Genomic DNA, 21,594 nt, shown 5'->3' on the forward strand with positions numbered 1-21,594 from the left:
TATATGAATTTGAAATGAGATCCTAAATTAGTGGCTCATCTTTTTTGACATCCTCGACCGGTACTTCAACGGTCTCAATTTCAGGAGTTGGTTGTTCTGCGTTTTTCGCACGTTCCAGTACGTCTTTTTCATAGGGACGCTTGCCAAATATACGCTCGAGATTATCCTTAAAGATGACTTCTTTTTCAAGTAGCTCTTCCGCTAATTCTGTCAATTTATCTTTGTTCTCTTCCAATATCTTAATTGCACGCAAGTACTGCGTTTCAATGATTTCAGAGATTTCTTTATCAATCAACTCTGCGGTTTGCTCACTATAAGGTTTGGTAAACCCGTATTCAGATTGTCCTGAGGAATCATAGTAAGTTATATTACCTACTTTATCACTCAATCCATAAACAGTTACCATGGCGCGTGCTTGCTTTGTAACCTTTTCCAAATCACTCAAAGCACCCGTTGATATCTTGTCAAAAATTACCTTCTCGGCAGCACGGCCTCCAAGGGCAGCACACATTTCGTCCAACATTTGCTCTGTTCTCACAATCAGGCGCTCTTCTGGTAAATACCAAGCGGCACCTAAAGAGCGCCCTCTAGGTACAATCGTTACTTTTACCAAAGGCGCAGCATGTTCCAACATCCAGCTTATTGTGGCGTGACCAGCTTCATGGAACGCAACAGCGCGTTTCTCATCTGGAGTGATGATTTTATTTTTCTTTTCAAGACCGCCAATAATCCGATCCACAGCATCCAAGAAATCTTGTTTGTTTACTGCCTTTTTACCTTTACGAGCGGCAATCAAAGCGGCTTCGTTACATACGTTAGCAATGTCTGCACCAGAAAATCCAGGAGTCTGTCTCGCAAGAAAATCGATATCTAAATCTTCACCTTTTTTGATAGGTCTTAAATGTACCTCAAAAATTTCCTTACGTTCTACGATGTCTGGAAGATCCACAAAAATTTGTCTGTCAAATCTACCAGCACGCATTAGGGCTTTATCTAAAATATCAGCTCTGTTGGTTGCAGCAAGAACAATAACGTTGGTATTGGTCCCAAAACCATCCATTTCAGTCAGTAACTGATTCAGTGTGTTTTCACGCTCGTCATTTGAACCTGACATGGCGTTTTTTCCTCTGGCGCGTCCAATGGCATCAATCTCATCAATAAAAATAATAGATGGCGATTTTTCTTTTGCTTGTTTAAACAAATCCCTAACCCTCGAAGCTCCAACACCTACAAACATTTCAACGAAATCTGAACCAGATAAAGAGAAGAAAGGCACTTTAGCTTCGCCAGCTACTGCTTTAGCCAATAAGGTTTTACCAGTTCCTGGAGGTCCTACAAGAAGGGCTCCTTTTGGAATCTTACCACCCAAGGATGTATATTTTTCTGGTGTTTTTAAGAAGTCAACAATTTCCTGAACCTCTTCTTTGGCACCTTCCAAACCTGCGACATCTTTAAATGAGGTCTTGACATCTGTGTTTTCATCAAACAATTTAGCTTTGGATTTGCCGATATTAAATATCTGACCCCCGGCACCACCGCCAGCACCACCAGACATACGTCTCATGATAAATATCCAAACCCCAATAATTAGTACAAATGGTAGGAGACCTAAAAGGAAATCTCCCCAAACGTTGTGCTCTGTCTCAAAAGTAACTTCGGTGTTGCTGAGGTTGTTTTCCTTAATAACGTTTCTGATTTCTTCTTGAAAAAGTGCCAAATCACCAAATTCAAATTTGTAATTCGGACTCGGGGTTACAGAAGGTAAAATGCTGGTAGGTTTTGTGCCTTTATGAGTTTCTGTCTTTAAAGCTGCGTCTGTCATATAGACTTTGGCCTCTCTATTGTTGACGATTTCAACTTTGGCGACATCACCATTTTTTAAATATTCAAAAAACTGAGCAGGTGTTGTACTTTTAGCATCCTGTCCACCAAAACCACCGGAGAATATCTGAACCGCGAAAAAAGCAGCTATCACCATCCCATAGATCCAATACGGACTTAATTTTGGTTTTTTGTTTAAGTTTTTATTTTCTTTTGACATTAATCTTTTTTTAGTAACTGGTTTCTATAACGGTTGTTTTTGCGTCGCCCCAAAGGCCTTCAATATCGTAGTATTGTCTAATATGCTTTTGAAATACGTGTACCACTACATTGACATAATCCATTAAAACCCATTCTGCATTCTCACTCCCTTCAATATGCCAAGGATGATCTTTAAGTGTTTTGCTGACTTTCTTTTGAACGGCGCCAACAATGGCGTTTACTTGGGTATTTGAATTGCCTTCGCAAATTATGAAATAATCACAAACCGTATTTTCAATGTCCCGTAAATCGAGAATTTTTATATCTTTTCCTTTGACGTCTTCAATACCTTCTAAGATAGTGGAAATCAGTGCATCTGAGTTTTTATTTTCTTTCGCCATTAATTTATTTTAAATTTGTGCAAAGTTATTGCTTTTTTTAATTCTTTTAAGCCTTATAATCTCATAAGAAAATTATAATTTATTGAAGCTTGCACATGCGTATAATCAAACTTGATGCCATTGACTCGACCAACACTTACTTAAAAAAGCTTAGTGGTGGTGGTAATGCTGAAGATGGTTTGACCGTGGTGACCAGTTTGCAGACCAATGGGAGAGGTCAAATGGGAACGGTATGGAGCTCTCAAGAAGCGAAGAACCTTACTTTTAGTGTGTTTAAGGATGCTTCATTTCTCAATATAAAGCAACACTTTTACATCAGCATGGCCGTCTCCTTGGCCGTCTATGAAGCTGTAAAGAGCTTGGGAATAACGAAAATAAAGGTCAAATGGCCCAACGACATTTTGTCAGACGATAAAAAGATTGCAGGAATTCTAATTGAGAATGTCATCAAATTGAACGTTATTTCAGGATCTGTCATTGGAATAGGGCTCAATGTCAATCAAACTGATTTTACGGGTTTGCCAGCAGCATCGTCCTTACTTTTACTTTCAGGGCACGTGAATGATTTGGACGAGGTTTTGACCATTGTTTTAAAACAGATCGATATCCATTTTAATTATTTGAAAGAAAAGCAATTCAAAATCTTAAAAGCGCGATACGAATCACACCTGTTCAGAAAAAACAAACCTTCAACATTTAAGGATGCTGAAGGTTCTATATTCTCAGGTTATATTGTTGGAATTTCAGATTTTGGCCAGCTAATGGTCAAAATCGAGGACAACATTATAAGAAGTTTTGATTTTAAAGAAGTAGTCCTGTTGTACTAAACTACTTTGGTCATGTTTTTTACCAATGTTTCAATGAATTTTGAAATTGGTCCTTTAATCATCATGGCCATCATTGGATTGAAATCGCCTTCAAAGGTCAATTGAACATCACTCTGGTTGGTTCCAGTTTCCTGAATATGGCCAATCAATGAAAAATCCAACTTTCCGGCGGCACCAAGTACAATTTTATTTGGTGCGATACTTTCCTTTTTCTTCAATACAATTTCAGGCATTCCTTTTAATGCGAATAAAAATTTGTCGTCGCCTAAGACTTCAAATTTACTGATGTTATCAGGCATTAATTGTTCGAAATTCTTGACATCCGATAGGAAATCAAAAACTTCTTGTGGACTTTTTTCAAGACTTACTTTTGGTGATTCTAAATTCATTTTTATTTATTGTTTTGTTCCCTCTGCGCTAAAGCTATGGACGGAAAACTATTTATTATTTTTTAGTCGTTTAGTTCTGTTAAATCGATGTCACGCCTAACAGTTTGACGGCTTCACATTAAATCAAGAAGCATTCCATTCACTTGGATTGGCATTCCAATCTGCTAAAACCTCTTGTTCTTTCGTGGTTATATATTTGGTGTCTAAGGCTTGTTCCAAAAGACATTCATAATTGCTTAAGGTTTGTAAGATCACATCAGCATCTTTGAAATTGTTGTTGGCAACTTCAAATCCGTAAGAGAAAATAGCCACCATTCCTTTCACGTTCACACCAACTTCTTCGAGTGCTTTTACGGCATTAAGGCTGCTGTTTCCTGTACTGATCAAATCTTCCACTACCACAACACTCTGGCCTTTTTCAATATGGCCTTCAATTTGGTTTTGACGTCCATGACCTTTTGCTTCAGGTCTGACGTAAACAAATGGCAATCCCAAATATTCAGCTACCAAAACACCAATCCCAATGGCACCAGTAGCGACACCTGCAATCACGTCTGGTTTTCCATATTGCTGTTCAATATGCTTGGCCATGGTTTCACGAACGAAATTCCGAATGGGCGGATAGGAGAGCACAATGCGGTTGTCACAGTAAATTGGCGACTTCCAGCCAGATGCCCATGTAAAGGGATCGTTTGGCTGTAATTTGATGGCGTGAATCTGTAATAGCAGCTCAGCCGTTTTCTTAGCGGTTTGTTTGTTGAGAATCATGGCGCAAAATTAAGCAATTTTATAGATTTTAAATTTAAAAATTTACTGAAAAATTTTTTCAAAAATAGTACTGTGAATCAAATTATTATATTTTTACAAATTCAATGCGTTATTAAAGAAAAGATGTATAAAGTTTTTGTCAATGACAAACCTATAATTTTGACAACAAAAGTCAAGAAGGAAAAGCATTTTAAAAATTACTTAATGAGTACCGTCAATATAGGCAAAGTTATTAGAGAACTCAACTCTACCGACTTGGAAGGCGTGCGGATCATTGGTAAAAACGAGGAGAAACTCCTAAAATCCTTTCTCAAAAAATTACCGAATGTGGTTGCCGGTGGTGGTAAAGTGTTTAATGATAAAGGCGAGATTCTTTTTATATACAGAAACGATAAATGGGATTTGCCCAAAGGGAAAATAGAGGCGGATGAAAGCATTGAAGAAACCTCTTTACGAGAAGTTGAAGAGGAAACCAAGGTCAACGGTTTGAAAATTGTCAAACCTTTAGAAACTACCTATCATATTTTTAAAAGAAATGGCCGACATCAACTGAAGATTACTTATTGGTTTGAAATGACCTCAACCTATACAGGCGAATTGGTACCCCAAGAAGACGAAGGCATTACTAAAGTGGAATGGTTAAACCCTAAACAGATTAAGAAGGCTATGGAAAATTCGTATGCGAATATTAAGCTTTTGGTTTGAGTTGAGTTTGAGCATTTGTAAAAGCACGGGACTAAATCGATCACCAATCTTCTTATTATTTTGTATTCATATTTAACAAAACTCCGATTATTTCTTTCTTAAACACACTACCTTACTCTATACACGGGATATTGTAGATGCGCCAATTCATAATATGGACTGTGCTTATGCAACCAATCCAATTGTGCATACCAGCTTTTAGCAAAATCAGGTTCTGATTTTCTTTTGACTTCAAATTCCAGTTTTAATTCAGCATTATTATTTAATAATTCTGCCGCTATGTCTTCAAAAGCATAAGGTGAGAAGCCTTCTTTTTGTTGCAGAATCGTATCGAAAAGATTCCAGTTGAAAAACGAATCGGGCGCTTGTGGCTCTAAGGTTTCCAATAAATATCTAAAGGCATGTTGTTGGGTAGAAATATAATAATCTCCTTTTTTGAAAGTGATGTTTTGGGTTGTTGAAATCACATTGGTGTTGTAGTGTTGGTAATGACCTTCATAAGCTTGACTTCGGGTTTTGTAGCTGTCAATTTTGTAGCTTTCAACAGTAATGGTGGTGTCTTTTTTAAGAATTGACATTTCTACTTGGTTCAGCTTCAATAAATCAATAACGTTCCACCAGCCTTGCGGAATGATATAAGCTTTTGGTATAGATACTTCAACCGTGGGTTTGAAATAATTTTTATAGACCACATCTTTTGAGAAAGGTTTGCTTCTGTCATATTTTAAGCGATTTCCTCCTGTAATTTCACTCGGAATCATCTTGCCTTCATAGCCTTTAAATTTCAAAATAGTAGATCTTGTAGTGTCCACCGTCCAATCCAACGGATAAGAGTTGGAAGCCTGGAATTGTTTAATAGCATCGGCACGTAGTTGCTTTATCTTATCATAATCGGTCTCCATGATGTCCAACATGCTTTTCATTAATTCGTAAGTGCCTTCCACTCGAGGTTTGTAGGGCTTGAGCATATGTGTTTCCACCATCATTCCTAAACTGTTGAACAAAGCCGCGTAGCCTGTAGAATACCTAGGCGAATCCATAAACTGAGTAAATCCAGCCTCAGGAACTTCATTAAAAACATTCACGTATGGGGTAATGTCCCATTTTTTATTGGCTAATTTTTTTTCCAGACTTGGCATCATTTCCTGATGAAGATATGTGCCAAGATCTCCGCCAAGTTTATTGTGCTGTGTGAATAAGTGGGTCAATGTATATTGGTAATCGGCGCCATTGCTCACATGATTGTCAATAAAAACTGCAGGTTGCACTAAGTGGTAAATTTGGGTGAACGTACGGGCGTTTTTGGTGTCTGCTTTTATAAAGTCGCGGTTCAAATCATAGTTTCTGGCATTCCCTCTAAAGCCATATTCCTCAGGTCCAATTTGGTTGGTACGCGTAGTAGAATTTTTATTTAAACTTCCGCCAACATTGTAAATTGGTATGGTTACTAATACGGTATGCTGTGGCGCTGCGATTTTACCTTGCGCTAGATCTCTGAACAAAAGCATCGTCGCATCAATGCCATCAGGCTCTCCTGGATGGATGCCGTTGTTGATCAACAACGTTTGTTTCGTTTTTCTGATGGTTTCAAAGTCGAAAACTTTATCCGGATTGAAAGTCACTAAATGTAAGGGTTTACCAGAATCGGTCATCCCTATACTGTCCAAGTGGACTTGTGGATAGTTGTCTGCCAAGAGTTGATAATATGCAATCACTTCATGATAGGTTCCTGTTTTAAGTCCGTTGCTTTTTTCAAAGACCGTCATATAATCTTTGGATGGATTTTTTTCTTGGGCGAAAATAGAAAGACTTATAAAAAAGAATATAAAAATAGTTTTCATTAGGAGTGATTAGCGATTAAAAGCTGCGCATATATAAAAGCGCATAAGCTTCCAAATTTAATGAATTTAAACTAATTTTGCGGGCATAAATTCGACTTCACTATGCATCAAACCACAAATACAATCTTAATGATTCGTCCAGTTCATTTCAGGATGAATGAACAAACAGCGGTCAATAATTATTTTCAGGAAGACCTGGATCTAAAGAACTCTGAAATCAATATAAAGGCTCAAGCCGAATTTGATGCCTTTGTAGAAAAACTTAGAGCTGTCGGTGTTAACGTTATTGTGGAAGATGATGACAAGTTGAACGATACGCCAGATTCTATCTTTCCTAATAACTGGGTGAGTTTTCATGAAAATGGCGATGTGGCACTCTATCCTATGTTTGCTGAAAACAGACGTAAGGAACGACGTGAAGAACTTCTTGATCGTTTGGAGGAAGAAGGCTTTGAGATTGATAATATAATGGACTATACCAGCGCCGAAGAAGATCATTTTTTCTTGGAAGGTACCGGCAGTATTATCATGGATCGTGTCAATAAAAAAGCATACTGCGCACTCTCTCCACGTGCGGATGAAGAATTGTTTATAGAATTCTGCGAAGATTTTGATTATTTCCCAGTCATTTTTACGGCGTATCAAACCGTGGATGATGAACGTTTACCTATTTATCACACCAACGTGATGATGTGTATTGCAGAGACTTTTGCCGTTATTTGTTTAGATAGTATTGATGACAAAAAAGAGCGTAAGAGTGTTGTAGAGCACCTCAAAAAAGACGGTAAGGAAGTTATTGCCATTACCGAAGCTCAAATGCACAGTTTCGCAGGAAATATGCTGCAGGTAAGAGGAGCTGATGAAAAGCGTTATTTGGTGATGAGCACAGCGGCACATGATAGTTTGACTAGTTTACAAATTGCAAAACTGTCTATGCATTGCGAGGTGTTGTACAGTGATTTGGAAACTATCGAAACTTGCGGTGGTGGAAGTGCCCGTTGTATGATGGCGGAAGTGTTTTTGCCGAAAGCGGAATGAAGTTGAGGATGAAATCGAAGTTGAAATTGAAATTGAAGTTGAACTCGACGCTTAAGTAAACAACCCATCCATAGTTTTAGCGAGGTCAGGAATTGAGGTTGAAACAATCAATTCTGTTTAAGGATGAACAAAGTTAAATCCTGAAACTTTAAACTCGGAACACTGAATATCGTATGATGAAATTGAAGTTGAAGTTGATGTCGAAGTTAATGTCGAAATTTTAACCGCAAGGAACACAAAGTTAGGCGTTAAGGGCGCAAGAGAGACTCATCGTCGTATCCAGATTGAGCGAAGTCAGGAATTGAGGTTGAAACAATCAATTCTGTTTAAGGATGGACAAAGTTAAATCCTGAAACTTTAAACTCGAAACTCGAAACTCTTTTTTAGTTCTCCTCCTTTTTTACCTTTGGAAGTTCCACGTAGAATTTGGTGCCTACATTAGGCGTACTTTCTACCCAAATGCGACCTTGGTTAAGTTCTACCAATTCCTTGCAAATAGTCAAGCCCAGGCCCGTTCCTTTTTCGTTTTTGGTGCCAACGGTAGTGAAGTTGTTATTTTGAAAAAGTTTTTTGAGGTTCTCTTTCGGAATCCCCACCCCAGTATCTTCCACACAAATCAACGAGTTTCCATTGTGTTCTTTGTTTGAAATGGTAATAATATCTCCTACACGACTAAATTTTACGGCATTGGTGAGTAAGTTTTGAATGACAATTTCCACCATACTTCGATCCGCATAAATAAAGTCACGTTGAGATTCATCAATAAGGACAATTCTTTTTTGTTCCATTTTTTGTTCTACCAAACTGATTTTGCTGTGAAAAACCTCTTGAATGTTGAAAAGCTCAGGATTTGGTTCCAGGTTTTGCATTTGCGATTTGGACCAGTTCAGAAGATTGAATAATAATAAGGACGCATTATCGGCATTTTCACTCAATTCTGGTATCAACTCATTAAATTCCTCTCTACTAATACTGTCTTCCTTAAGTAAATCTAAAAACGCTTTAATGGAAGAGATGGAGTCTTTTAAATCGTGTGAAACAATACTGAACAATCGGTCTTTAACGTCATTGATTTCTTCCAAATGAAGTTTTTGTTCCATAATGGCATCATTTTGAAGTTGGATCTGCTCATTCTTTTCTTCAAGTTCCTGAGTGTATTTAATGGTGCTTTTTCTTTTCAAATAAATCAAAAGCAAAAATGTCAACACGATTAGAAATGCCACAATCAAACCGTAAGAAAGGAGCTTTAAATTTTTGACTTGATTTTGATTGTTTGCCGTTTCTTTGTTTGTTGTGGTAGGAAGGACCTCCATGTTGGATTCGCTTTCAAGAATTTCTTCAATGGAGTCCGTATTTACCGGCAATTGTGGTTTGTTTTCCTGATCTAAGGTCTGTTTTAAGCTAAAATATTCACGTTGCCAACGGTAGGCACTTTGAAATTTTCCTTTGGTAGAATCCAAAGCCATTAAAAGCTTATAGTTTTTAAGAAGTTCTTCGTTGTTTCCTACGCCTTTTGCCAAGTCATGGGCTTCGTAGATTTGACTTTCTGCAAGTCGGGTGTTTTTTTGTTCAAGATTGAGGTGGCCAATGGAGTTCAAAGCTCTTAAAATCCCCTCTTTATCATTTGTTTTCCGATTGAATTTAAGGCCTTCTACAAGGTATTCAGCGGCTTTGTCATAATCTTTAAACTTAAGATATTCTTCACCAATTCGCGGTAATATCTCACCTCTCAGTAATTGATCGGTTTCAGGATTGAGCATTGCCAATACGGCATCATAATATTCAATTGCCTTTCGGTGTTCTTTGCGTTTAGAATACAATAGGGCAATATTTTTTGTAGATGTTTTGATTCCAGCGCTATCCTTTAATCGTTCCCTAACGTTTAAAGCTTTCAAGTTAAATTCAAGCGATTTATCAATTTGATTCGTATTGAAATACGCTTTTGCCAAATTGTTATAGGCCAAACTAAGGTCTTCGTGCAGGTTTTGATCTTCAAAGATTCTAATGGCAGATAGGGAATTCAATAATCCGGTTTTATAATTTCCCCTTTTTATCTCTATAAGCCCAATACTGTTGCTCACTTTAGCAACTCCCAACGCGTCATTAAGTTCAGTATATAATTGTTTCGATTTATTGAAATGGTCAATAGCATTGAAGTAATCATTCTTGTTGGCGTAAATAAGGGCTTGAAAATAGTTTGCTGCCGCGATGCCTTTAGTGTAGTTAATAGCTATGGAAAGTTGTTCCGTTTCTGAAATATATGACAGTGCCTTTTGATAATCTTGTGCTTTGTAAAGCGCATTGATGAGGTGTATTGAGGTGTCAACCTTAGAGGAATCCTGTTTTTGAAAAGCTAATTGTATAGCAAGACTGTCTATCTCTTTGGTTTGGGCGTAACCTGATAAGATAGCAAAAAAGGCAGCTAAGATAATTAACCGTTTCATTTTCTTGCAATTAGTTATAAATTGTAATGCGGATGTGATTTGAGCTTGCCTTGAGGGAGAGGATAGGCACGTTCACAAAATACAGTAACAATGCTGTTAAGGATTTTTAAATATAATGCATCAACGTTTTTGGGACCTTGATTAATAGCTTCTTCAAAAATGGATAAAAGGGTTTTAATAATCTAATTTTCGGGTTTTAATGCCAATAAATTAGATGAAGTGATGCCGGGTGTTTTTTGAATAATTTGGATATCGGTTGAATGGTCAATATCTTGGAAATACAGCACTTTCATCGTTGAAATGCAAATAGGTGATCAGTGGTAAGTTGATTGGAATTAAAATGTTGCATATCATTAGTTTATAAATTATTCTAAAATTGAAACACATATTGATTATCTTCAATGAAATTAATTAGCTGAAAGATGAATAAAACACTTAAAACAATTCTGATGATCGTAGGTGTTGTCCTACTAGTGTATGGTATTTACACTTTAATTGCACCAGAAGCTTCTATTGGGATTGGTGATTTAAGTATCGATGTTCAGGATAACACAGATGCTTATATGACCATTGGTCTTGGGGTAGTGGCTTTGGTTTTAGGGTTTCTGGGAGGTAAGAAACTATAATAGATTCTAATTATTTCTGAAAACATCAAAGATTGGAAGCGCTTTATGGTCAAAACCAAACATACATTGGTTTTGAGACGGCGTTTGTGCTTCTGGATCAGCCCAAGTATCTGAATAATGGAAATCCAAGAGAAAATCCATATGCCTGTTTTTAATTTCTAACGCATAAGATTTGACATCTTCTAAACTATTCTGTCCATTCTGTGGTGTGTGCCATAATTTGAGACGGACTAGATTAGTGCCATTTTTAGAAACATAGTCCAAAAGGTGGATTGGGTTGCCGTTTTCATCTTTATAAACCACATCATAAGTTTCCAATTCCCATTAAAATAATAAATCCAGTCCTTTATATAAATAAAATTCTGTTGGCACCACATCATCAGCAGGGTCATTGGAATCTCCACATCCTATGATAATAATTACGAGGCTCAGACTGTAGAAAATGTTTTTCATGACATGTTTGGAATTGAAATTTAAAAAGTAAAATCAGATGCTATTTTAACCCTTTCTTGTACTTATAGCTTTTCCATAACAATACGGCTTTTGCAGCTGAAAAATTTTAATTAAAATCCTATCTTTGCACACTTAAATTAAACAGCAGATGAATCTTCAGGAAACCTTATCCCATCAAGTAAAAAAAGCAGTACATGACATTTTTGGCGCGACCTTGGAGTCGGTAGAACTACAATCCACTCGTAAAGAGTTTGTGGGGGATATCACCGTAGTCATTTTTCCAATGTTGCGTGTGGTAAAAGGAAATCCGGTTCAGATTGGTGAGCAAATAGGCCAGTATGTTTTGGAGAAAAACGATATGGTAAAATCTTTCAACGTGGTTAAAGGGTTTTTAAATATTGAAATTGAAGACGGACATTATCTCGATATTTTTCAAGCTATAAAAGATCAGAAAACCTACGGATTTGTAACTTCCAAACCAGAAGAAAAGGCTGTTATGGTGGAATACTCTTCGCCAAACACCAATAAGCCTTTGCACTTGGGACATATCAGAAATAATTTATTGGGTTATAGTGTTGCTGAAATTTTGAAAGCTTCCGGAAAAAAAGTTTATAAAACTCAAATTATTAATGACAGGGGGATTCATATTTGTAAGAGTATGTTGGCGTGGCAACGTTTTGGAAATGGAGAGACGCCTGAATCTACTGGATTAAAAGGTGATAAGCTGGTAGGGAACTACTACGTGAAATTTGATCAAGAATACAAAAAGGAAATTCAGGACTTAATTACGCAAGGTAAGACTGAAGAAGATGCCAAAAAGCAGGCGTCCATCATAGTCGATGCACAGGAAATGCTCCAGAAATGGGAAGCAGGCGATGCAGAAACAGTTGCGCTTTGGGAAAAAATGAACGGATGGGTTTACAAAGGATTTGATGAAACCTATAAGCGTTTGGGCGTTGATTTTGACAAGCTGTATTATGAAAGTCAAACCTATCTTTTAGGAAAGGAATTTGTGGCGGAAGGCTTAAAATCCGGTGTGTTTTTCGAAAAAGAAGATGGCTCGGTTTGGTGCGATTTGACCGCCGATGGTTTGGATGAAAAAATTGTGCTCCGTTCTGACGGCACTGCAGTTTATATGACCCAAGATATTGGTACCGCCATCCAACGTGTCAAAGATTTTCCTGATGTTGGTGGCATGGTTTACACCGTGGGTAACGAACAGGAATACCATTTTCAGGTCTTGTTTTTAATCATTAAAAAACTCGGATTTGAATGGGCTAAAAATCTGTTCCATTTAAGTTATGGGATGGTCGATTTGCCGTCCGGGAAAATGAAGAGTAGGGAAGGAACTGTTGTGGATGCCGATGATCTGATTGTTGAAATGGCACAAACTGCTGAGGAAATTTCAGAAGAATTGGGCAAATTGGAAGGATATTCAGATGCTGAAAAAGAAGAGCTTTACAAATCCATCGGTTTGGGCGCTTTAAAATATTACATTTTAAAGGTTGATCCAAGAAAACGTATTCTTTTTGATCCGAAGGAATCAATCGATTTTCAAGGGAATACAGGACCGTTTATTCAATATACTTACGCCAGAATCCAATCGATATTAAGAAAATCAGATTTAGGGGCTGTAATTGACATGCATTCCATCTCACTTCACGAGAAGGAAAAGGAATTGATCAAGCAATTGTTATTGTTTCCTGAAGTGATTCAAAATGCGGCAGAAAATCATAGCCCAGCATTGGTGGCAAATTACACTTACGATTTGGTAAAGGAATTCAATTCTTTTTATCAAAATGTGTCCATTCTTGGTGCTGATAATGATAACGAAAAAGCCTTTAGGGTAGCGTTGTCCAATAAAGTGGCGGTGACTATAAAAAATGCATTTGGCTTATTGGGTATTGATGTGCCTGAACGAATGTAATTTAGTGAAAGCGCTGTCTGCCAACAGGCAGGCAAAACTTAAAAGCAAGGCGCATTAAGTTATGATGGTTGTCCCTATATACATCCGGAGAATCCCACTTTTTAGCGGAATCTGAAGTTCAATGTTTGAAAAGCGCGCGAAGATGATATTTATTAATCCCTTAGGTTTTATAAATAGACATCAAATATGTAAATTTGCAACTCAAAATTTAATTCTTGTAGTTTTTAATGCTGCAAATAGAAGACTGAAAACATATGTTTAATAATTTAAGTGAAAAGTTAGATAAAGCCCTACACGTCCTCAAAGGACATGGAAGCATTACGGAAGTCAACGTTGCTGAAACCTTAAAAGAGGTGCGTAGAGCATTGTTGGATGCCGATGTCAACTTTAAAATTGCCAAGGAGTTTACCAATACGGTTAAGGAAAAAGCATTGGGTCAAAACGTATTGACCACCTTGCAACCAGGACAGTTGATGGTGAAATTGGTTAAGGATGAGCTGACTGAACTTATGGGTGGCGATGTTGAGGATATTAATCTTTCAGGCAATCCGAGCATAATTTTGATGTCTGGTTTACAAGGTTCTGGTAAAACGACCTTTTCCGGAAAACTTGCCAACTATCTTAAAAACAAAAAAACAAAGAAACCTTTATTGGTAGCCTGTGACGTTTATCGTCCTGCTGCGGTTGACCAACTACACGTTGTTGGAGATCAAATTAATGTTGAGGTTTATAGTGATAAAGGAAACACCGATCCTGTTGCCATTGCAAAGGCAGGTATTGCACATGCAAAAGCAAACGGACATAATGTGGTCATTATTGATACCGCTGGTCGTTTGGCTGTGGATGAAGCGATGATGACGGAGATTTCTGATATCCGTGATGCCATTCAGCCACAGGAAATTTTATTTGTGGTAGATGCCATGACTGGTCAGGATGCGGTTAATACGGCAAAAGCCTTTAACGATGTCTTAAATTTTGACGGTGTTATCCTTACCAAATTAGATGGTGATACTCGTGGGGGTGCGGCCATTTCAATTAAATCGGTAGTTAATAAACCCATTAAGTTTATTGGTACAGGTGAAAAAATGGAAGCCATTGACGTGTTCTATCCATCACGTATGGCAGATCGTATTCTGGGGATGGGAGATGTTGTGTCTCTTGTTGAACGTGCCCAAGAGCAGTTTGATGAAGAGGAAGCGCGGAAAATTCAGAAGAAAATCGCCAAAAATCAATTTGGTTTTGATGATTTCTTGAAGCAGATTCAGCAGATCAAAAAGATGGGGAACATGAAGGACCTGATAGGTATGATCCCAGGCGCTGGAAAAATGATGAAAGACGTTGATATTGATGATGATGCTTTTAAAGGTATTGAAGCTATTATACATTCCATGACCCCGTTAGAAAGAACAAACCCATCAGTTATCAATGCCAGTAGAAAGAAACGTATTGGTAAAGGCTCTGGAACTTCGGTGCAAGAAGTCAATCAGCTGTTAAAGCAATTCGACCAGATGAGCAAGATGATGAAGATGATGCAAGGTGGAAAAGGAAAAGCGATCATGCAAGCGATGAAGGGGATGAAGTAGTGTTCAGTCATCAAGTTGGCAGTTTACAGTCGCAGTCTCAGATAAGTTTTGCAATAATTACTAAACAATTGTGATATGGATTTCAAGAAGTTGTTAGCGTATCAAAAGTCATTTGATTTGGCTATGGATATTTTTGAAGTCTCTAAAAGTTTTCCTAAAGAGGAAACGTATTCGCTAATTAGTCAGATAAGAAGAAGTTCTCGTTCAGTCTCGGCTAACATTTCTGAATCTTATAGAAAGCGCTTGTATCCGCGACACTTTGTAAGTAAGCTTACCGATGCAGATGCCGAAAACTCTGAAACCTTCACATGGTTGGAATTTGCTTTGGCTTGCAAATATATAGATGGTTCTACATTTCAGGATTTAAACATCAAATCTTTAGAAATAGGAAAACTAATAAATTTTATGATCAATAATCCAGATAAATTCGGAGTTAAGCCAGAGTAATATTTTTGTCAAAATTAAACTGAAGACTGCGACTGCGACTGAAAACTAATAAAATAATGATTCTACTCGACGGAAAAAAAGTAAGCAATGACATTAAGAATGAAATTGCCGAACAGGTAAAGAAAATGAAAGCCAATGGCGAAAAAGTGCCTCATCTTGCTGCAATTATAGTAGGTAATGATGGCGCAAGTCTGACCTATGTTGCCAGTAAGGTAAAGGCCTGCGAACGTGTGGGATTTGAATCCACCATGGTGCGTCTTTCCAACACTACTAGCCAAGTTGAATTATTGGATAAGATTAAGGAATTGAATGAAAACCCAGATATTGACGGATTCATCATTCAATTGCCGTTGCCAAAGCAGATTGATACGCAAAAAGTACTTTTAGCCGTAAATCCAGATAAGGATGTAGATGGTTTTCACCCTATGAACTTTGGTAAAATGGCTTTGGATATGTCTACGTTTATTCCTGCAACACCGTTTGGGATATTAGAGCTCTTAGATAGATATGGGGTAGATACTCAAGGAAAACATACAGTAGTAATTGGTAGAAGTCACATTGTGGGAAGACCAATGAGTATTTTAATGGGAAGAAAAGGATTTCCAGGGAATTCTACGGTTACTTTAACCCATAGTCACACCAAAAACATCACACAAATCACTTCTCAAGCAGATATTATTATTTCAGCTCTTGGGGTTCCAAATTTCTTAAAAGCAGAAATGGTAAAAGATGATGCCGTAATTATTGATGTTGGAATCACCCGTGTTCCTGATGATACAACTGAAAAAGGCTATCGTATTACTGGAGATGTCGATTTTGAAAACGTTAGTAAAAAAGCAAGCTATATAACGCCAGTTCCTGGTGGTGTCGGTCCAATGACTATAGCGATGTTACTTAAAAACACACTTTTGGCAAGAGAACGTCAAATGTAAACGTCAAAAAAAACCGATAGGGCATTATGCACATTTTATATTCCACAGTGTCCTTCTTAATGCAACGTGTTGTGATGGGGAGCTGGGAGCATTTTGTTCCTATTCTCATTGCCATATTATTAGGACTTGCGGCAATACGTTATGCCAAGAGAAATCTAAATGTAAACAACCAATACCGCTTTATTCACTTCATTGCCATTGGCGTCTCGTTGACAGTCCTAAGCTTTCATCTTCATAAGATGATGTTTGGGGACTATAATATCCAAAAAGATTTGCCCTTGTATCTATGTAGTCTGCTGGCTATTTTGATTCCAGTGTTTACGTTCTATCGTAAATATTGGATGTATGAAATCTTGGTTTTTTGGATTATCGCTGGCACCTTACAAGCTGTAATAACACCAGATATTGCATCAGGTTTTCCAACATTCGATTATGTTAGATATTGGGTGGTCCACTTGGGGCTATTGCTAGTTATAAGTTATGCTACTGTCATATTTAAAATGACTCCCAATTTCAAAAGTGTGTTCAAATCATTTTTCGCCTTGCAACTCTATTTTTTGATGGTCCTAGCGGTGAATTATCTGTTGAACGCCAACTATTTCTATCTGAGTCAGAAGCCGCAATCCGCCTCTTTATTGGATTACTTTGGAGATTGGCCAATTTATATTATCGTCGTCCAACTTATTTTAGTGCCATATTTTTTAATCATCTACCTTCCATTTTATTTATTTCAAATGAAAGGAAAGCGAAATAATCAATAAGAATCTTGATTTATTTGGCGAATAATTGGTCCATATCCTTAAAGGCTTTAAATTCCAAAGCATTCCCAGAAGGATCCATAAAAAACATAGTGGCCTGTTCTCCAACTTGACCTTCAAATCGGATATAAGGTTCTATGACGAAGGCAATACCTTTAGCGGATAGATCTTTTGCGAAATCCTGAAATGACTGCCATGGCAAAACAACGCCATAATGTGGTACCGGAACATTTTTCCCATCTACACTATTGGTGTGTGAATCTTCTGTCGATTTTGGTTTGTAATGAATGACCAATTGATGGCCAAAGAAATTGAAGTCCACCCAATGATCAGAACTTCGACCTTCTTCACAGTTTAAAATATCCCTATAAAAAATTCTACATTCCTCAAGATTATATACGGGAATGGCAATATGAAATGGTGATAATACTGTAGTCATGACTTAAGTTGTTGGTTCGTCTTTTCTATATTTTAACATGGAAACGCCGGCGATAAAAAAAACACCTCCCAATATAGTCAATGCCCAAGGGCTTAATGACGTGAAGTTATTTCCGAAGATGCCCAATACGCCTAAGATTAGGGCAATCATTCCTCCAATGGTCAAAATTAATGCTAAGATTCTAATCATATGTTTTTGTTTAAGATGTTGTAAATTTTATAACTTTTGAGATTTCGTTTCAGACTTATGGTTTGATTTTTCTACGTGAAGTTGGATTGGTGTCATTCGTCTTTTTTTCTTCTGCCATCTGTTTTGCCGAACTGTCCAAAAGGGCATTCATCTCCTTAAATTCTGCTTCAGTTAATTCCCGATAGGTGCCCACTGGCATATCCAATTTGATGTTCATGATTCGGATGCGTTTTAAAGTCTCCACCTCATAATCTAAGTACTCACACATTCTACGGATTTGTCGGTTAAGGCCTTGAGTAAGAATAATTCTGAACTCGTTGGTGCCCAATTTTTCAACCGTACATTTCTTGGAGATGGTATCTAAAATAGGTACGCCGTTTGACATACGCTCAATAAATGTTTGCGAAATGGGCTTATTGACCGTTACAAGATATTCCTTTTCATTATTATAACCCGCTCTCAAAATTTTGTTGACAATATCACCATCATCGGTAAGCAGGATCAATCCTTCACTGGGTTTGTCTAACCGCCCTATCGGAAAAATACGTTTGTGATAGTTGATATAATCAATGATATTATCTTTTTCAACACGCGTATCTGTTGTACATACAATGCCAATAGGCTTGTTGAAGGCTAAATAAACAAAACCTTCGTTGGTGTCCTTAATCGGTTTACCATCAACGTGAACTACATCATCTTTCGAGATTTTTGTTCCCATTTCAGGAACTTTTCCGTTGATGGTCACGCGACCTGCTTCAATGAGTTTATCGGCTTCCCTGCGTGAGCAATAGCCAACTTCACTTAAAAATTTGTTGATACGTTTGAGATTCTCTTCCATAGTACAAAGATAATGGTTTTAGGCTTCAATAAACGCGTAAATATGTTCGGCAACAGAGGCATCAAGTAAAGAATGGCCTAAACCTTTGGTGGTAATGAGCTGACTGTTTTTAAAACTATTTTTTATGAGTAGGGCATCGTTATAAGGAATAATATGATCGTCTTGATCATGAATAATCAAGCCTTCAGACTCAATGGTCGCAAGAAATTTAGCCGTTGATAAGGTGTCAGACGGACTGCCGAAACGGTCAATTATGGTCTGTTCCAATTGCGAAACAATCCGATGATTATATCCTAACATGTCTGTATAGCGTTTCATGACATCCTGAAATTCAGAAGGTGCGCCCAACAAAATGATTTTCTTTAATTTGACGAATTGATATTTATGCTGAAAAAAAGCAGAGGCCATTCCGCCAACAGAATGTCCGATAATGATGTCTGGAGAGAATCTTTTAGCAACAACATTAATGAACTCAGCATATAACATGGCGTCAAATGCGCTACCTCCCGATTTTCCATGAGCAGGAGCATCAAGAGCAATGACATTAAAACCTTTCTTTTTGAGTTCTAAGATCAGTTTTTTCCATCGGGCAGAATTACTTTCCCAACCATGGGTCAATAGAATGGTTTGTTTTTTCCCCAACCATCTGTAGGTCATTATAGGATAGTGCTCATATTTAAGTTCTTCTTGAAAGGCTGTATGTAAAAAATCAGATTGTTCCTCATTAATCCTTCCACCTCGGGGTGTGGTAAACAGGTACATGGCCTTATCTGCAGCATATGGTTTAGAAACATAGCTCAGCATATTGTAATACGACCCAATTAATTTAATAAGAACTTCCTTCATGAACATTTAGATATGGGGTTATGGCTCTCTATTCACAAGATCCATTGAGAATGCTGGGAGACAAATGGCAATGTATATGCAAGGTTCTGTATAGGGATTTGAATATTGGACACGTGTGTTCTTTTCTATTTTTATGGACTCACCTGCGGATAAAATTACCGTATCCTCCCCAATAATAAATTGTTTTTTGCCACTTATGATAAATGTGTATTCATCAAATTCTGGTGTTTGAAACGGTTCGCTCCAGCCAGCTGGCGCAATCATGTGCGCAACACTTAATTGGGTGTTGCCATCTGTAGCCCTTCCAAAATGTTCCTTTATAATTTTCCCATCCGTTGTTGGTACCACAAATGGAGACTTTTGTACTTTATATGGTTTATTTGCCATTAATTCTATGTTTTAGTATTAATTATCCGTCATCCGTCATCCGTCATCCGTCCTCGGTCATCCGTCCTCGGTCATCCGTCTTCGGTCATCCGTCATCCGTCATCCGTCTTCGGTCATCCGTCACCTGAAGCACTCATAACTCATGACTTCTTCTCACTTCAAAGGTTTCTTCTTTATCATACCACCTCTAATATCTTTTACAAGGCCCATGATAATAAACGCTTTTTCGTCAATTTTATCTATTTCTGTATGCAGTTTTGCGAGTTCGAGCCTCGTTACTACCGTGTAAATAATGTCTTTATCGTAGCTTTCGCCATTTCCTCCGTAGCCACCTTTCCCAGCATAAATGGTGCAGGCGCGTCTCAGTTTTTCAACAATCATTTTTCTCAATTCTTGGTGCTGTTCTGAGATAATTGTCACTCCAACATATTCTTCAACACCATCCACAACAAAATCGACTGTTTTTGCCGCAGATAAATAGGTTAATATCGCATAGAGTGCAATTTCTATTGATAAAATATAAGCACCAAAAGAAAAAATGATAATGTTGATCAAAAGTAATACATCTCCAATGGTTATTGACAGTTTCTTACTGAGCCAAATGGCCAAGACTTCAGTGCCATCAATTACACTACCTCCACGCATGGCCATTCCTATTCCCAAACCGAGAAAGAAACCTCCAAATACCGCAATCAATAACCGGTCTTCGGTGATGGTTGGATACTCCACATAGTGAACCACCAACGCTAATATGGCAATGGTAATAATACTCCTTACCGCAAATTTCACACTGAAGGTTTTTGCCGCAAGAATTAAAAATGGGACGTTGACTAAAATCAATAGAAAACTCAAGTCAATTTGGGTGATATTCTCTAAAAGCAGTGAAATACCTGTAGCGCCTCCATCGATAAATCGGTTGGGCAATAAGAATCCCTTTAATCCGAAACCGGCTGAAAATACCCCAATGAGCACATAAGTATAATCCTTGATAAAATGCTTGACTTCTATCCGAATCTGGCGCGCTAAAGGAATTACCTGTCGGTTGTTGATTTTTGCAGATGAATGTTCATACTCAAGTTTTTTCCGAGCAATCGTAACTAATAATTTTGAGAAAAATGAACTCATCTTTTAGGTTAATTTTATTTTAGTTCCAATGGATGAAAAAGTATTTTACTTTAGCATTATCTGGAATCTGAGACGCTTCAATAGTTATACTTCTATCAAAACGTAAGTTTGATGGCAACTCTTTTTTGTCAATCGTGAATGAGGCATTAATCTCTTTAACACTCACAACAATGGAATTGATGAGGTTATCAATTTTTGAAATTTCGTAAGCATTTTGGATATCCTTGAAGGTGCTCATGGTCGAAATGCCTTTTTCGGTTTTATAGCGCGAATCCAAGATCCGAACACTGTTGATTACAGTCGTTGAATCTGCCCTTTTTTGTGGCGAAATACTCAACAATACTGAACCATCCTTATCATAAATTTCTATAGTATTGATGTTTCTCGTAAACTCATCTTTCCCAATATAGTCGGCAACGGAATCCTTTTCAAAAACCGTCTTTAAATCCTTGACCTGCGTAGAATCCGTCAAGTTTCCGATATTATGATTTTGAATTAAAAAAGGATCTTGGTCCTTTCCACAACTGGTCAATAAAATTGAAAATAAGGCAATGTAAATAAAAGGTTTCTGCATTTTAATGGTGATTTTGTTTTAGGTAAATAATTGGT

The 21,594-nt window shown here is 37.5% G+C and carries 24 protein-coding genes; 9 read left to right on the forward strand and 15 right to left on the reverse strand.

Annotation, left to right across the window (positions count from 1 at the left end; translation table 11 throughout):
* Positions 1-22: 22 nt before the first annotated feature.
* Both ftsH and rsfS read right to left on the reverse strand, forming a co-directional pair.
* A complete protein-coding gene (gene ftsH / locus ESZ48_RS16015) occupies positions 23-2,041 on the reverse strand; it encodes an ATP-dependent zinc metalloprotease FtsH (protein ID WP_129018513.1) in 2,019 nt (672 codons plus the stop codon).
* 10 nt (positions 2,042-2,051) lie between these two features.
* The gene (gene rsfS, locus ESZ48_RS16020; RefSeq protein ID WP_129018514.1) at positions 2,052-2,423 is read right to left on the reverse strand and encodes a ribosome silencing factor; all 372 of its coding nucleotides are present in this window, start codon (positions 2,421-2,423) and stop codon (positions 2,052-2,054) included.
* 95 nt (positions 2,424-2,518) lie between these two features.
* Between rsfS and ESZ48_RS16025 the strand changes: the two genes are divergently transcribed.
* Positions 2,519-3,250, forward strand: coding sequence for a biotin--[acetyl-CoA-carboxylase] ligase (locus tag ESZ48_RS16025; protein ID WP_129018515.1), 732 nt, complete (start codon positions 2,519-2,521; stop codon positions 3,248-3,250).
* Here ESZ48_RS16025 and ESZ48_RS16030 read toward each other — a convergent pair.
* Positions 3,247-3,639 (reverse strand): SRPBCC family protein, encoded by a 393-nt coding sequence (locus ESZ48_RS16030; protein WP_129018516.1) that lies wholly within the window; start codon positions 3,637-3,639, stop codon positions 3,247-3,249. The genes ESZ48_RS16025 and ESZ48_RS16030 overlap by 4 nt on opposite strands.
* A gap of 123 nt (positions 3,640-3,762) precedes the next feature.
* Complete coding sequence (pyrE, locus tag ESZ48_RS16035) at positions 3,763-4,407, reverse strand: orotate phosphoribosyltransferase (protein WP_129018517.1); 645 nt, start codon at positions 4,405-4,407, stop codon at positions 3,763-3,765.
* A 123-nt stretch (positions 4,408-4,530) separates the two neighbouring features.
* Here pyrE and ESZ48_RS16040 point away from each other — a divergent pair, with 123 nt between their 5' ends.
* Complete coding sequence (locus tag ESZ48_RS16040) at positions 4,531-5,112, forward strand: NUDIX hydrolase (RefSeq protein WP_129018518.1); 582 nt, start codon at positions 4,531-4,533, stop codon at positions 5,110-5,112.
* 107 nt (positions 5,113-5,219) lie between these two features.
* Here the strand turns inward: ESZ48_RS16040 and ESZ48_RS16045 are convergent, their stop codons facing one another.
* Positions 5,220-6,953, reverse strand: a complete 1,734-nt coding sequence (locus tag ESZ48_RS16045; protein WP_129018519.1) for a M14 family metallopeptidase — start codon at positions 6,951-6,953, stop codon at positions 5,220-5,222.
* Positions 6,954-7,055: 102 nt separating this feature from the next.
* Here ESZ48_RS16045 and ctlX point away from each other — a divergent pair, with 102 nt between their 5' ends.
* A complete protein-coding gene (gene ctlX / locus ESZ48_RS16050) occupies positions 7,056-7,991 on the forward strand; it encodes a citrulline utilization hydrolase CtlX (RefSeq protein WP_129018520.1) in 936 nt (311 codons plus the stop codon).
* Between the two features lie 383 nt (positions 7,992-8,374).
* On the opposite strand, the gene ESZ48_RS16055 is transcribed toward ctlX, so the two are convergent.
* Entirely contained in the window at positions 8,375-10,435 is a 2,061-nt protein-coding gene (locus ESZ48_RS16055; protein WP_129018521.1) for a tetratricopeptide repeat-containing sensor histidine kinase, read from the reverse strand.
* A 422-nt stretch (positions 10,436-10,857) separates the two neighbouring features.
* On the opposite strand from ESZ48_RS16055, the gene ESZ48_RS16060 reads away from it, so the two are divergent.
* A complete protein-coding gene (locus ESZ48_RS16060; protein WP_129018522.1) occupies positions 10,858-11,061 on the forward strand; it encodes a hypothetical protein in 204 nt (67 codons plus the stop codon).
* Between the two features lie 6 nt (positions 11,062-11,067).
* Here the strand turns inward: ESZ48_RS16060 and ESZ48_RS16065 are convergent, their stop codons facing one another.
* Positions 11,068-11,379 (reverse strand): glycosyl hydrolase 53 family protein, encoded by a 312-nt coding sequence (locus ESZ48_RS16065; RefSeq protein WP_129018523.1) that lies wholly within the window; start codon positions 11,377-11,379, stop codon positions 11,068-11,070.
* A gap of 6 nt (positions 11,380-11,385) precedes the next feature.
* The gene (locus ESZ48_RS19685) at positions 11,386-11,514 is read right to left on the reverse strand and encodes a hypothetical protein (protein ID WP_262707996.1); all 129 of its coding nucleotides are present in this window, start codon (positions 11,512-11,514) and stop codon (positions 11,386-11,388) included.
* 148 nt (positions 11,515-11,662) lie between these two features.
* On the opposite strand from ESZ48_RS19685, the gene argS reads away from it, so the two are divergent.
* From argS to ESZ48_RS16090, 5 genes are all read left to right on the forward strand, one after another.
* On the forward strand, positions 11,663-13,441 hold the full coding sequence (argS, locus tag ESZ48_RS16070) for an arginine--tRNA ligase (protein ID WP_129018524.1): 1,779 nt from the start codon (positions 11,663-11,665) through the stop codon (positions 13,439-13,441).
* A gap of 254 nt (positions 13,442-13,695) precedes the next feature.
* Positions 13,696-15,024: a signal recognition particle protein gene (gene ffh / locus ESZ48_RS16075; RefSeq protein WP_129018525.1), complete on the forward strand. Its 1,329-nt coding sequence runs from the start codon at positions 13,696-13,698 to the stop codon at positions 15,022-15,024.
* 75 nt (positions 15,025-15,099) lie between these two features.
* Entirely contained in the window at positions 15,100-15,471 is a 372-nt protein-coding gene (locus tag ESZ48_RS16080) for a four helix bundle protein (RefSeq protein WP_129018526.1), read from the forward strand.
* A gap of 56 nt (positions 15,472-15,527) precedes the next feature.
* Entirely contained in the window at positions 15,528-16,403 is an 876-nt protein-coding gene (locus tag ESZ48_RS16085) for a bifunctional 5,10-methylenetetrahydrofolate dehydrogenase/5,10-methenyltetrahydrofolate cyclohydrolase (protein ID WP_129018527.1), read from the forward strand.
* 26 nt (positions 16,404-16,429) lie between these two features.
* The gene (locus ESZ48_RS16090; RefSeq protein WP_129018528.1) at positions 16,430-17,164 is read left to right on the forward strand and encodes a YwaF family protein; all 735 of its coding nucleotides are present in this window, start codon (positions 16,430-16,432) and stop codon (positions 17,162-17,164) included.
* Between the two features lie 10 nt (positions 17,165-17,174).
* Here ESZ48_RS16090 and ESZ48_RS19380 read toward each other — a convergent pair whose 3' ends face one another.
* From ESZ48_RS19380 to ESZ48_RS16125, 7 genes are all read right to left on the reverse strand, one after another.
* The gene (locus ESZ48_RS19380; RefSeq protein WP_190246287.1) at positions 17,175-17,600 is read right to left on the reverse strand and encodes a VOC family protein; all 426 of its coding nucleotides are present in this window, start codon (positions 17,598-17,600) and stop codon (positions 17,175-17,177) included.
* Positions 17,601-17,603: 3 nt separating this feature from the next.
* A complete protein-coding gene (locus ESZ48_RS16100) occupies positions 17,604-17,789 on the reverse strand; it encodes a hypothetical protein (RefSeq protein ID WP_129018529.1) in 186 nt (61 codons plus the stop codon).
* 55 nt (positions 17,790-17,844) lie between these two features.
* Positions 17,845-18,627 (reverse strand): 23S rRNA pseudouridine(2604) synthase RluF, encoded by a 783-nt coding sequence (gene rluF / locus ESZ48_RS16105; RefSeq protein ID WP_129018530.1) that lies wholly within the window; start codon positions 18,625-18,627, stop codon positions 17,845-17,847.
* 18 nt (positions 18,628-18,645) lie between these two features.
* Positions 18,646-19,473 carry an alpha/beta hydrolase gene (locus ESZ48_RS16110; protein ID WP_129018531.1) on the reverse strand — a complete coding sequence of 276 codons (828 nt, stop codon included), beginning with the start codon at positions 19,471-19,473 and terminating at the stop codon, positions 18,646-18,648.
* Positions 19,474-19,491: 18 nt separating this feature from the next.
* Positions 19,492-19,860: a cupin domain-containing protein gene (locus tag ESZ48_RS16115; protein ID WP_129018532.1), complete on the reverse strand. Its 369-nt coding sequence runs from the start codon at positions 19,858-19,860 to the stop codon at positions 19,492-19,494.
* A gap of 153 nt (positions 19,861-20,013) precedes the next feature.
* Entirely contained in the window at positions 20,014-20,985 is a 972-nt protein-coding gene (locus tag ESZ48_RS16120) for a YitT family protein (protein ID WP_129018533.1), read from the reverse strand.
* A gap of 19 nt (positions 20,986-21,004) precedes the next feature.
* Positions 21,005-21,559, reverse strand: a complete 555-nt coding sequence (locus tag ESZ48_RS16125; protein ID WP_129018534.1) for a hypothetical protein — start codon at positions 21,557-21,559, stop codon at positions 21,005-21,007.
* Positions 21,560-21,594 lie beyond the last annotated feature (35 nt).

The organism is Gelidibacter gilvus (assembly GCF_004115975.1).
GTDB classification, from domain to species: Bacteria; Bacteroidota; Bacteroidia; order Flavobacteriales; family Flavobacteriaceae; genus Gelidibacter; species Gelidibacter gilvus.